13 protein-coding genes are annotated in these 11256 nt (G+C 64.6%); 10 read left to right on the forward strand and 3 right to left on the reverse strand.

All coding sequences use genetic code 11. The annotated features are described in order from the left end of the window. Positions 1 to 178: 178 nt before the first annotated feature. The 8 genes from AC1RWI_RS25250 to AC1RWI_RS25285 all read left to right on the forward strand — a co-directional run bounded on the left by AC1RWI_RS25250 (position 179) and on the right by AC1RWI_RS25285 (position 6792). The gene (locus tag AC1RWI_RS25250) at positions 179 to 982 is read left to right on the forward strand and encodes a transporter substrate-binding domain-containing protein (RefSeq protein WP_043346052.1); all 804 of its coding nucleotides are present in this window, start codon (positions 179 to 181) and stop codon (positions 980 to 982) included. A 55-nt stretch (positions 983 to 1037) separates the two neighbouring features. Beyond that, positions 1038 to 1796, forward strand: a complete 759-nt coding sequence (locus AC1RWI_RS25255) for an amino acid ABC transporter permease (protein WP_043346051.1) — start codon at positions 1038 to 1040, stop codon at positions 1794 to 1796. Beyond that, positions 1793 to 2443 carry an amino acid ABC transporter permease gene (locus AC1RWI_RS25260; RefSeq protein WP_492869485.1) on the forward strand — a complete coding sequence of 217 codons (651 nt, stop codon included), beginning with the start codon at positions 1793 to 1795 and terminating at the stop codon, positions 2441 to 2443. The genes AC1RWI_RS25255 and AC1RWI_RS25260 overlap by 4 nt, the downstream gene beginning before the upstream one ends. Continuing rightward, entirely contained in the window at positions 2430 to 3164 is a 735-nt protein-coding gene (locus AC1RWI_RS25265; protein WP_492810102.1) for an amino acid ABC transporter ATP-binding protein, read from the forward strand. Before AC1RWI_RS25260 ends, AC1RWI_RS25265 begins: the two co-directional genes overlap by 14 nt. Further along, positions 3161 to 3949 (forward strand): sugar phosphate isomerase/epimerase family protein, encoded by a 789-nt coding sequence (locus tag AC1RWI_RS25270; protein WP_492869487.1) that lies wholly within the window; start codon positions 3161 to 3163, stop codon positions 3947 to 3949. The genes AC1RWI_RS25265 and AC1RWI_RS25270 overlap by 4 nt, the downstream gene beginning before the upstream one ends. Beyond that, positions 3946 to 4890, forward strand: a complete 945-nt coding sequence (locus tag AC1RWI_RS25275) for a sugar kinase (protein WP_492869489.1) — start codon at positions 3946 to 3948, stop codon at positions 4888 to 4890. The genes AC1RWI_RS25270 and AC1RWI_RS25275 overlap by 4 nt, the downstream gene beginning before the upstream one ends. A 20-nt stretch (positions 4891 to 4910) precedes the next feature. Further along, a complete protein-coding gene (locus AC1RWI_RS25280) occupies positions 4911 to 5888 on the forward strand; it encodes a 2-hydroxyacid dehydrogenase (protein WP_492869491.1) in 978 nt (325 codons plus the stop codon). 88 nt (positions 5889 to 5976) lie between these two features. Next, positions 5977 to 6792: a shikimate dehydrogenase family protein gene (locus AC1RWI_RS25285; RefSeq protein WP_492869493.1), complete on the forward strand. Its 816-nt coding sequence runs from the start codon at positions 5977 to 5979 to the stop codon at positions 6790 to 6792. A gap of 147 nt (positions 6793 to 6939) precedes the next feature. On the opposite strand, the gene AC1RWI_RS25290 is transcribed toward AC1RWI_RS25285, so the two are convergent. The 3 genes from AC1RWI_RS25290 to AC1RWI_RS25300 form a co-directional block, all read right to left on the reverse strand. After that, positions 6940 to 7488, reverse strand: a complete 549-nt coding sequence (locus tag AC1RWI_RS25290; protein WP_043346036.1) for a hypothetical protein — start codon at positions 7486 to 7488, stop codon at positions 6940 to 6942. 186 nt (positions 7489 to 7674) lie between these two features. Further along, complete coding sequence (locus AC1RWI_RS25295) at positions 7675 to 8163, reverse strand: GNAT family N-acetyltransferase (protein WP_492869495.1); 489 nt, start codon at positions 8161 to 8163, stop codon at positions 7675 to 7677. 357 nt (positions 8164 to 8520) lie between these two features. Then, on the reverse strand, positions 8521 to 9408 hold the full coding sequence (locus AC1RWI_RS25300; protein WP_492869505.1) for a LysR family transcriptional regulator: 888 nt from the start codon (positions 9406 to 9408) through the stop codon (positions 8521 to 8523). 195 nt (positions 9409 to 9603) lie between these two features. Here AC1RWI_RS25300 and AC1RWI_RS25305 point away from each other — a divergent pair, with 195 nt between their 5' ends. Then, on the forward strand, positions 9604 to 10593 hold the full coding sequence (locus AC1RWI_RS25305; protein ID WP_492869497.1) for an SLAC1 anion channel family protein: 990 nt from the start codon (positions 9604 to 9606) through the stop codon (positions 10591 to 10593). A gap of 13 nt (positions 10594 to 10606) precedes the next feature. After that, on the forward strand, positions 10607 to 11194 hold the full coding sequence (gene mug, locus AC1RWI_RS25310) for a G/U mismatch-specific DNA glycosylase (RefSeq protein ID WP_492869499.1): 588 nt from the start codon (positions 10607 to 10609) through the stop codon (positions 11192 to 11194). The last annotated feature ends 62 nt before the right edge of the window (positions 11195 to 11256 follow it).

An 11256-nucleotide genomic window follows, 5' to 3' on the forward strand; every position in this document is an offset into this window, starting at 1 on the left:
GCGACGGCGTAACGAGCGCCACCCTCTCCCTCGCTCCATCCCCCCGTTCCACCCGTAAGGGTTTCCACTGCTGGAGTTCTGAAACCGGTTTCCTATAATCCTGAAACCGGTTTCAGAACCGTACTGCCGATCGCTGCGACGCCAGCGACACATTCCACAGAACGTGCAGGAGACATTGATGAACATCCAACGCTTGTTGCGCCAGATTGCCGCGCCCGTGCTCACGCTGCTGGTCCTGGCCAGCACCTCGGCCGGAGTCCAGGCGCAGACCGTCGCCGAGATCGTCAAGAGGGGCAAGGTCACCATCGGCGTGGTGACGGGCGCGCCGCCCTTCGGCACCACCGACGCCACCGGCAAGCCCGCCGGCTACGATGTCGACGTGGCCAACCTGTTGGGCAAGTACCTCGGCGTGCCGGTCGATATCGTGCCGCTCACCTCTCCCAGCCGCATTCCGGCGCTGGAAGCCGGCAAGGTCGATTTCCTGGTCGCCACCCTGGCGCCGACGCCCGAGCGGGCGCGGGCCATCATGTTCAGCTCGCCCTACAGCGCGTTCGAGCTGACCATCTTCGCGCCGGTCGCGGCCAGGTACGCCAAGCTGGCTGAGCTTGGGAAGAAGAAGGTTGGCGTGACGCGCGGCACCACGCAGGACACGGCACTGACCCGCCTGGCTGTGCCCGGCATGAGCATCGTCCGCTTCGAGGACGACGCGACCTGCGCGCAGGCGCTGATCAGCAACCAGGTCGAAGCCATTGCCCTGCCCAGCACCACCGGCAACGAGATCATGAAGGCACGCGGCGCCGGCAAGTTCGATGCCAAGTTCGCGTTCTCGGTGCAACCGAACTCGATGGCCGTGCGCAAGGACGCCTTCGAGCTGCGCCAGTGGCTCAACACCACCATCTCCTACGTCAAGCTCAATGGCGAGCTCGACGCCATTGCGCAGAAGTGGACCGGCAAGGCGCTGCCCGCGCTGCAAACGTTCTGACCCCGGCAAGCCCGACGTTGCGCGCGGGCGTCAGCCTGCGCGCCAGGAGACCCGCATGAACTATCAATTTGAATGGAGCCCGGTGCTGTCGCAGCTGGATAGCTTTGCGCGCGGCGCGGCCATGACGCTGGCGCTCAGCTTTGGCTCGATCCTGCTCGGCACGCTGGTCGGCACCGCCGGCGCCATCGCGGCAGCGTTTGGCGGCCCCTGGCTCCAGCGCGCCGCCAGGGTATACGTCGAGGCGATCCGCAACACGCCCTTCCTGATCCAGCTCTTCATCATCTTCTTCGGCTTGCCTACCATCGGCCTGCAGATCGATGCCATCACCGCCGCGGTGATTGCCATGACGGTCAATCTCGGGGCCTACTCGACCGAGATCATCCGGGCCGGCCTGCAGGCCGTCCACCGTTCGCAGCTCGAAGCCGCCGCCGCGCTGGGCATGACGCGCTGGCAGTTGATCCGCCACGTCGCCCTGGTGCCGGCCTTCGAGAAGGTCTATCCGGCGCTGACCAGCCAGTTCACGCTGATGATGCTGACTTCGAGCGTGGTGTCGGCGATCTCGGTGGAAGAGCTCACGGCGGTCGCCAGCCAGATCGATTCGCAGACCTTCCGCACCTTCGAGAGCTACATCCTTGTCATGTTCATCTACATCGGGCTAGCACTGCTCCTGCGCGCCATGTTTGCCCTGATCGGCAACCTGGTGTTCCGGCGGCGCCGCGTGGTGGCGCGCGCCAGGAAGGCCGCGCGCACTGCCCGCGTTGCACCGCTGGCGCATGCGGCGCTGACGCCGGCTGTGGCAGGGAGCGCGAAATGATCACCGAGTTCTCCTGGAATCATCTTGAAATCCTGCTCCTGGCAGCACGCTGGACGCTGTGGGTGACCTTGCTGGCCTTCGTCGGCGGCACGCTGGCCGGCTTCCTGGTGGCGCTGGCGCGGACCTCCAGAAACGCCCTGCTGCGCCTCGCCAGCACGGTCTATATCCAAATCGTGCAAGGCACGCCGGTGCTGATCGTGCTGTTCCTGAGCTACTACGGCCTCTCCGTGCTCGGGCTCAAGCTGTCGCCGATGGTGGCGGCCATGCTGGCGATGTCGATCTACGCCAGCGCTTATCTTGGCGAGATCTGGCGGGGCTGCATCGAGGCCGTGCCGCAAGGGCAGTGGGAGGCCAGCGAGGCGCTCGCCCTCACCCGCTGGCAGCAGCTGCGCCATGTCGTGCTGCCGCAGGCCGTGCGGCTGGCCCTGCCGCCCACGGTGGGCTTCTCGGTCCAGCTGGTCAAGAACACCTCGATCACTTCCATCATCGGCGTCATCGAACTCACCCGCGCCGGCCAGCTGATCAACAACGCGACCTTCCAGCCCTTCGCGGTCTTCGTCGTCGTCGCACTTATCTACTTCGCGCTTTGCTTCCCGCTTTCTTCGGCAGCCAGGCGCATGGAAAGGAGGCTCCATGCCCATCGTTGAAGCACAAGGCGTGCACAAATCCTATGGCCCCGTCGAAGTCCTGAAAGGCGTGTCGTTTGCCATCGAGCCGGGCCAGGTGGTCGCCATCATCGGCCGCAGCGGTTCCGGCAAGAGCACCATGCTGCGCTGCCTGAACGGCCTGGAAACCATCAACGCCGGCAATATCACGGTCGCCGGGCACAAGCTGGACCACGACAGGAAGCGGCTGCTCGACCTGCGCCGCGACGTAGGCATGGTGTTCCAGAGCTACAACCTCTTCCCGCACCTGACGGTGGGCGAGAACATTGCGCTGGCGCCTGCCATCGTCAAGAAGATGGCCACGGGCAAGATCGACGGCATCGTCGACCAGGTGCTGGCCCAGGTCGGCCTGCAGGACAAGAAGGACTGCTACCCCGAGCAGCTCTCCGGCGGCCAGCAGCAGCGCGTGGCCATCGCCCGTTCGCTGGCGATGGAACCCAAGGTGATGCTGTTCGACGAGGTAACCTCCGCGCTCGATCCGGAGCTGACCGCGGAAGTGCTGCGCGTCATGGAAAACCTGGCCGCTTCCGGCATGACCATGGTGCTGGTGACGCATGAGATGGAGTTCGCGCGCCGCATGGCGCATACCACCATCTTCATGCACCAGGGCAAGGTGCACGAGGCCGGCCCGTCAAAGGCACTGTTCGCGCAGCCACGGACACCGGAACTGCAGCAATTCCTCAGCGCGGGAGCCCTGAAATGACCCGGCGGCAACAAGATGGTTCTTTGCAGCCGCCGGTGCTGATCTCGCTCACGGCCTATGGCGCGGACCTGGCCCGGCGCGACGGGCAAGCGGCGCTGGCGCGGATTGCCGCGGCGGCCGGCGCGGACGGCGTGGAATACCGTGGCGAACTCCAGCGCGGACACAAGGATGAAGTCAGGGAACAGCGCGCGGTCGCCGAACAGCATGGGATAAGCGTGGTCTGGTCCAGCCCCGAAGGCCTCTGGAGCGAAACCGGTAGCCTCGACCTCGCCGCGCTCGACCGCGCCTTCACGACCGCGCTGGCGCTCGGTGCCGGCCGGGTCAAGATGTCGCTGGGCGGCTACCGGGAAGGCACTGCGCTTGAAGGATTGCTCCCGTGGCTGCGGCACGGCGGCATCGAGCTCGTCGTGGAAAACGACCAGACCGCCAGCGCCGGCACCGTACCGCCGCTGCGCGACTTCTTCGCGCGTGCCACGGCATTCGGCAAGACGGTGCCGATGACCTTCGATATGGGCAACTGGCACTGGACGGGCGAAGATCCCCTCGACGCCGCGCAGGTCTTCGCCGCCCAGGTGGGCTATGTGCACTGCAAAGGCGTGCTGCGCACGCCCGCCAAGTGGGTTGCCGTGCCGCTGGACCAATCGGCTGCGCCATGGCGCAGCGTATTGCGCCGCCTGCCCGCCGGCGTTGCGCGCGCCATCGAGTTTCCGCTGCAAGGCGAAGACCTGGTACAGGTCACGCGCAAGCATGTCGAACTGCTGCGTTCGGTGGAGATTCCCGCATGAGCCCGGATCTGGATGTGGTGACGCTGGGCGAGGCAATGCTGATGCTGGTGGCCGGTGAAGCCGGGCCGCTCGAAGGCGTGCAGACCTTCCACAAACGCACCGCCGGCGCCGAGACCAATGTGGCCATCGGCCTGTCGCGCCTGGGCCTGAAGGTCGGATGGGCCAGCCGCCTCGGCGATGATTCGATGGCGCGCTACCTGCTCGGTGAAATGCGGCGTGAAGGCGTGGATTGCAGCCAGGTGGTGTGCGAACCCGGCGAGCGCACCGGATTTCAGTTCAAGGGACGGGTCGACGACGGCAGCGATCCGCCCGTTGAGTATCACCGCCGCGGCTCGGCCGCAAGCCGCATGAACCCGGGACATCTGGACGACCGGTGGCTACGGCGCGCACGGCACCTGCACGTCACCGGCGTGTTCCCCGCGCTGGCCGAAGGCACGCAGGCCGCCACGCGCCAGGCCATCGCCATCATGCGGGCTGCCGGCCGCACGATCTCGTTCGATCCCAATCTGCGCCCCGCGTTGTGGGCCACGCCCGAGTTGATGCGCGAGACGCTCAATGGCCTGGCCCAACAGTGCGACTGGGTGCTGCCCGGCATCGAGGAAGGCCGCTTCCTGACCGGCCATGCCGAGCCCGAACGCATCGCCGCCTTTTACCGTGGGCGCGGCGCCAGGCTGGTCGTGGTGAAGCTGGGCGCTGAAGGCGCCTACTTCGATGGCGAAGCCGGCACCGGCCATGTCCCGGCGTTCAGCGTCGAGCGTGTCGTCGACACCGTCGGCGCGGGAGACGGCTTTGCCGTGGGCGTCATCAGCGCGCTGCTGCAAGGCCGGACGGTGGCCGACGCCGTCCGGCGCGGCGCATGGATCGGCGCGCGGGCGGTGCAGGTGCGCGGCGATACCGAAGGCCTGCCGACCCATGCCCTGCTGGCGGCCAGCAACCTGTGAAGTCACAGCAAGGATTTGCGATGCGCAAGAATGTACTGGTGTTCCGCCCCATTCCGCCCGACCTGCTCGCCCGGATCGAAGCGGAGCATGACGTGATCGTCGCCGACCCGCGCCAGCCGGCGCAACGGCCGGCCTTTCGCGCCGCGCTGGCGAACGCGCACGGCCTGATCGGCTCCAGCGTCAAGCTAGGCGCAGCCGAACTGGCAGAAGCCGGCCAGCTGGAAGTGATCTCGAGCATTTCGGTGGGGGTCGACAACTATGATCTCGCCTGCCTGCGCCGGCGTGGCATTACGCTCTGCCATACGCCCGGCGTACTCACCGAAACCACCGCCGACACGGTCTTCGCGCTCATCATGGCGGCCAGCCGCCGCCTGGTTGAACTCGCCGCCCATGTGCGCGAAGGCCGCTGGGCCGCCAATATCGGTGAAAGCCTGTTCGGCTGGGACGTGCACGGCAAGACGCTGGCGATCCTCGGTTTCGGGCGTATCGGCCAGGCGGTGGCGCGCCGCGCAGCGCTTGGCTTCGGCATGGAAGTGCTTTACGTCAACGAGACTGCCGCCGAACCGCCCGATCTCGCGGGGCGCGCCACCCGCACGGAACTCGACGACGCCTTGCGGCGCGCCGACATCGTCGCCGTCACGCTGCCGCTGACCGAAAGCACGCGCGGCTTGATGGGGCAGCGCGAGTTCGCGCTGATGAAACCGGGGGCCATCTTTGTCAACGGCGCCCGCGGCCAGATCGTGCAGGAAGACGCGCTGCTCGCGGCGCTCGACAGCGGCCACCTGCGCGCGGCCGGGCTCGACGTCTTTGCCACCGAACCGCTGCCGCAGGATTCGCCGCTGCGCTGCCATGCGCGGGTGACTGCCCTGCCCCACATCGGCTCAGCCACGCATGAAACCCGCCGCGCCATGGCGGAGCTGGCCACGCGCAATCTGCTGGACGCGCTGGCCGGCCGGCCACCCGCCGCGCGCTTCGACCTGACGGCCATGGCCGCTTGAATCGCTCATCGCTGCAATCGCTGCAATCGCTTAGGCCGCTCTAATCGCTTAAGCCGCTGCCCGAACTTTCCCGCAAGGACCATCCGCAATGCCCCGTTCCATTCCCACGCTGTGCGGCTCGATCATGGGTGAGCCTTTCACCTTCAATGTGCGCATCCACAACGCGGCCTACCGGGCGCTGGAGATCGACTACACCTTCGTCTGCTTCGGCGTGCAGGACGTGCCCGGCGCCGTGCAATCGATCCGCGCGCTGGGCGTGCGTGGCATGAATGTATCGATGCCGCACAAGCAGGCCGTGATCCCTCACCTCGACCACCTCGACGAGACCGCGCGCGCCATCGGCGCGGTCAATACCATCAACAATGTCGATGGCGTGCTGACCGGCTACAACACCGATTGCATCGGCGCCGTACGTGCCTTCCAGGAGGTGACCGAACTGCCAGGCAAGCGCATCGCGCTGCTGGGCGCGGGCGGCGCGGCGCGTGCCATGGCCTATGGATTGCGCGAGGCCGGCGCCGCCGTGACCCTATTCAACCGCACCGCGGCGCGCGGCGAGGAACTGGCCGCCTCGCTTGGCCTGCGCTTTGGCGGCGCGTTGTCCGACTTCCGGGCGGCAGACTTCGACCTGCTCGCCAACGCGACGGCCGCCGGCTTTCGCGCACCCGATGTCAACCCCGTGGCCGGGCTGCTTGCCGCCCACCTGATCGTCATGGACGCTGCCTTTATCCCGGTCAGGAGCAAGCTGATCCGGGACGCCGCCGAGCTTGGCTGCCGCACCATCGACGGCACGCGCATGATGCTGCACCAGGCTTGCGCCCAGGTCGAGTTCTACACCGGCTGCGCACGCGCGCCGATCGAAGCGATGGAGGCGGCGCTGCTGGAGGAGATCGCACGCCTGTCCTAGCCGCGCGCCGCCCACCACCCACCGCTTGCCTCCGGCCCTCGCCGTTAGCGGCTAGCCACTCGCTGCGAACCGTGCGAGCTTCGCGGTGAGTTCGCCGGTAGCGCAAGCCTTGCCGATTCCCTCATCGCGATGAAGGCCGGATGGCTCTCATCGTTCCGTGGCGAGACGCTCGGCCTGTCGCCGAACCCTGGCAAGCATACGCCGCCGGAGTAACCCACTGACAGGACGGATGACGTACCAGTAGGGCGCAAAGCGGCGACGAACTGCCGCGGTTGGACAAAACACCCGGGTCTCCGTGCTCAGCACGGACGCGCCTGACGCATCGGCATCTACGTTGAAGCTCATGACGAGCTGGCAGACGTCCAGTCTGACAGTCGCCTTGAAGGCTTCGGGGGACGCAATGTCCAGCAAACCGTAATCTGCCCGCCAGAACGCGCCTGTCAGTCCGAACGCTAGCCCGGCATCCCCCTCGCGGCCAAGAAATGTGAAATCGTCGAGATCAAGCGGGGGTCTGCTCGACCGGCTCATCAAGCGCGACGGCAGTTCGCGCAGGCCAATGGCCAGTCGTACCAGCGGATCATCTTGCACACGTTGGCGAGTAACGCAATCCAGAATCATGTTCGCCGGCGCGTGTACGCGCGCAGCGTGCCGCTCGCGGAAATCATAACGAGGCAGAAAATCGTCAATCAGAGTCATCTACATTTTTCCCACCGCATGCGAAATTTGCATCCTATGGTCCGCGGTCCGCTCCACGAAGCGGCCATTCGAGACGGCCATATGCACCTTGGTCTTTTGCCAGACAGGGAGACTACCGGAGCGCGACGAAGGCAGCAAGCATAGCCGGTTCGCATGGCTCCTCGCTGAATCCCCAAGCCGAAAAAGTCATCCGGCAGGCGCCAACGCAAGCTTCTTCACCATGGGCATGCAGGCCAGCCGAAGCCCCGAGGGAGATTGGTAGACAGACGGCTTATCGCCGATGAAACCACATCGCCGGTAAAAGGCGGCGGCGTTCAACGTGGCCTCGAGATTGATTTCAGTCAACTCGGCCTGGCGTGCCAGGCATTCGAGGTGGGTCATCATTTTCATGCCCAGGCCGCGCTGCATGAAGTCGGGGTGGACAAAGATTGCCCCCAATTCTCTCTTTTCGAAATCGATCATGCCGGTGGCGACGGGATCCCCCTGGATGCAGACCAGACGAAAGTGATTTTCCACCAGGTCTCTATACCACTCCGTGAGCGGCACGGTCGTCCAAGCCTGGACCTGCTCCGGGGTATAGGCGGTGCCGCATTGATCATGAATCGCCAGACGGCGAATATCGAATGCCGCCTGGGCATCGCTTCGCCTGGCTCGTCGAATTTCCAGCATTTCCATTCTCCGTTCATGGCCATCAGTGACGGAGAAGCAAAAAGCCCCGTCATTGTTGGCGGGGCTTCGAGTAATACGCTGAATCCTGGATGCGTACGACGTCATGGCCCGCCGAAGGCGGTCATGGAGAAGCACATCATGTTCATCTGGCGTATGTGGGGCATACCCGGATAGTGGTGGACGCTTTGCGGATTGTCAATGTCAAGGTCAAGGGCCGCTCCTGGCCGAGCTTATTGAAATACGCAATCTACCCACTGAGCAGACTGGGCCTGCCGGTTGCCAACCTCTCGGATCGGCCAGTGTTGCATCGACCGGTTGAATCCGCAACTCACCGGCGACGCACGCACCCTCGACCTGCAAACGTCAGACTTCCACCTCCACCACCCGAGCCTTCAAGCGCGGCGCGGCGAAATCAAGGAAAGCGTGCAGCTTCAGCGGCAGGATGCCCTGTCCGGTGTGAACAAGGCTGACGGGCCACGGCGCCGGCTCGAACGGTGCGAGCACGATCTTGAGCGCACCGGCGCGCAACGCGCTCGCCATCTGATAAGACGCCACGCGCGTGATCCCGACGCCGGCCACCGCCGCATCGACCGCGGCTTCGGCGGTGCTGACGGCAAGCCGCGAACGCACGGGCACCGCGATCTCCGACTTGCCCGACATGAAGGTCCAAACCTGCCTGGATGTCATCCGTTCAAACGTGATGCATGCATGCGCGGTGAGCTCGAGGGGGCTCGTCGGCATGCCGTGTTCGGCGAAGTAGGCCGGGCTTGCGCACACCACCCGGCGCACGGAGCCAATCCGTGCCGCGACGAAACTGCTGTCGGGCAGGTCGGCAACCCGCAATGCGACATCGACGTGCTCTTCAAGCAGCGGCACCACGCGGTCGGTCAGCACCATCCGCACATCGATGTCCGGATAGATCTTGAGGAAATCCGCGACCACCGGCAAGACGTGCAGGCGTCCGAAGACGAGGGGTGCGGTGATGACGATCTCGCCTTTGGGCGCCGCGTACTCCCCCGACGCCGCACGCTCCGCCTCCCCCACTTCCTCGAGAATGCGCCGGCATGCGGCGACATACGCTTGCCCGGCCTCGGTGAGGGAAAGCTGTCGGGTGGAGCGGTGCAGGAGCCGGGTTTTCAGGTGCGACTCCAGGTCTGCGACCTTGCGGCTCACCGTTGCGAGCGGCATCTTGAGCTGGCGCGCCGCAGCAGAAAAACTGCCTGCCTCGACGACAGCCACCAGGATCGACATGGATTCGAAGCGATCGGCCACGTTCTCAATTTTTGGGAGGATGATTTCCAATAATGGCAGATTATCTTCTTATGTGGAAGAGCATATTATCGGCCGCACTGCCCCGGCAAACGAGGCGGCGAACGATTTGAGGCTTGTCGATTGGCTGCTCTGGGCTGCCACGTCTCAGGTCCGCAAAAATCCGGAGAATGTGCTGTGTCAACGCTTTCGAGTCCCCACCCGCAGTCCTTGCGCGCAACCGCTTCCATCAAAAATCTGCCCGTCAACCTGTTTGCGTCGGTCATGGGCATTGCCGGACTGTCCATTGCGTGGCGCCAGGCCAGCCACGAGTTCGGGGTAAGTCCGCTGATCTCCGATGCAGCCGGCATCCTCGCCTTGGTGGTGTTCGTCGTGCTGGGCGCGGGCTATCTCGTCAAGGCAGTCAAACATCCTGAGGCGGTTGTCGCCGAGTACCGGCATCCCGTCGCCGGCAATTTCTTTGGCACGATCACGATCGCTATCCTGCTGCTTTCATCGGTCGTTGCGCCATTGAGCCCGACGCTCTCCGAAATCATGTGGACGGTGGGTACCATTTTCACGCTTGCGCTCTGCTTTGCGATTGCGGGCCGGCTGCTGCGGGGAAAGATTGACGCGGCGCACGCCGTTCCCGCCTGGTTCATCCCGGGTGTGGCCACGTTGGACATCGCCGTTACCGGCGGGACCATGCCAATGCCGTGGGCGCATGAAGTCAACCTCTTCGCGCTGGCCGTTGGCACAATGATTGCTCTCTTGTTCTTTACGATGATCATGTCGCGAATGATTCACCACGAACCGCTGCCCGCCGGCATGGTCCCTTCGCTGCTGATCCTGATGGCACCGTTTGAAGTGGGCTTTCTTGCCTACACCAACTTTACGCAGCACGTCGACACGTTCTCCGGGTTGCTGTTCTACTTCGGTCTCTTTATATTCCTCACACTGGCGCCCAAGGTGTTTCGCAGGGGAATGCCGTTCGCTTCGGGTTGGTGGGCAATCAGCTTTCCAATGGCAGCGCTGGCGATTGCGTCGCTGAAATACGCGATGTTCGTCCAGGCCTGGCCCGTGAAGGCGATTGCCATCATCCTGCTCGCCATGCTGACCCTCGCGATTGGGGTTCTCTTTGTCAAAACGCTGCACATTCTGCTTAACGGTAAGCTGCTCGGCGGTTGAAACGGCGAACGACATGACCGAAGTCCAGGACCTGCGCATCGTCTCCGACCCGACAGGCGGTGCGCCATCGCCATCACCATCGCTACCGGACGTGATATCGGAAGGCTTGGCAGTCGTTTTTTGTGGAATCAATCCCGGCATGAAAGCGGCGGCAGGCGGCCACCACTTTGAAGGCAATGGCAACCGCTTCTGGCGAGTCTTGCATCTGGCCGGTTTCACGCCAGTGCTGATGCGCCCGGAAAACGACCGGGACCTGCTCGCCCACCGGTGCGGATTGACAACGGCCGTTGCTCGGCCTACCGCGCGGGCCGATCAGCTTTCACCGCATGAATTCCATGCATCGACATCGGCGCTACTGAAGAAAATCGAACTTCATCGCCCCGCCTGTATCGCCTTCCTGGGCAAGGCCGCATACGCAGCGATATCAGGTCAGCGGCACGTGTCATGGGGACGCCAGAACGCTATGTTCGGCGGGTCGACAGTGTGGATCCTTCCAAATCCGAGCGGGTTGAACCGCTCGTTCAGCCTCGATGAACTCGTTGTGGCTTATAGAGCGTTGTACCTTGCGTATGCCTCGCCGAAAGCCTGGTTTGCGCAATAGACCGCAAAACACAGGACATCGGAAAGCCTCGGGGCCGCGGTGGCCCCCTTGCCCCCTTACCC

It is taken from the genome of Cupriavidus sp. MPR-AND1C, assembly GCF_058809705.1.

Coding starts and splice junctions, on each gene's coding strand:
- AC1RWI_RS25260 (WP_492869485.1), top strand. CDS start 1,793: ATGATCACCGAGTTCTCCTGGAATCATCTTGAAATCCTGCTCCTGGCA.
- AC1RWI_RS25290 (WP_043346036.1), bottom strand. CDS start 7,488: ATGACTCTGATTGACGATTTTCTGCCTCGTTATGATTTCCGCGAGCGG.
- mug (WP_492869499.1), top strand. CDS start 10,607: ATGACCGAAGTCCAGGACCTGCGCATCGTCTCCGACCCGACAGGCGGT.
- AC1RWI_RS25300 (WP_492869505.1), bottom strand. CDS start 9,408: ATGTCGATCCTGGTGGCTGTCGTCGAGGCAGGCAGTTTTTCTGCTGCG.
- AC1RWI_RS25255 (WP_043346051.1), top strand. CDS start 1,038: ATGAACTATCAATTTGAATGGAGCCCGGTGCTGTCGCAGCTGGATAGC.
- AC1RWI_RS25250 (WP_043346052.1), top strand. CDS start 179: ATGAACATCCAACGCTTGTTGCGCCAGATTGCCGCGCCCGTGCTCACG.
- AC1RWI_RS25265 (WP_492810102.1), top strand. CDS start 2,430: ATGCCCATCGTTGAAGCACAAGGCGTGCACAAATCCTATGGCCCCGTC.
- AC1RWI_RS25275 (WP_492869489.1), top strand. CDS start 3,946: ATGAGCCCGGATCTGGATGTGGTGACGCTGGGCGAGGCAATGCTGATG.
- AC1RWI_RS25280 (WP_492869491.1), top strand. CDS start 4,911: ATGCGCAAGAATGTACTGGTGTTCCGCCCCATTCCGCCCGACCTGCTC.
- AC1RWI_RS25295 (WP_492869495.1), bottom strand. CDS start 8,163: ATGGAAATGCTGGAAATTCGACGAGCCAGGCGAAGCGATGCCCAGGCG.
- AC1RWI_RS25270 (WP_492869487.1), top strand. CDS start 3,161: ATGACCCGGCGGCAACAAGATGGTTCTTTGCAGCCGCCGGTGCTGATC.
- AC1RWI_RS25285 (WP_492869493.1), top strand. CDS start 5,977: ATGCCCCGTTCCATTCCCACGCTGTGCGGCTCGATCATGGGTGAGCCT.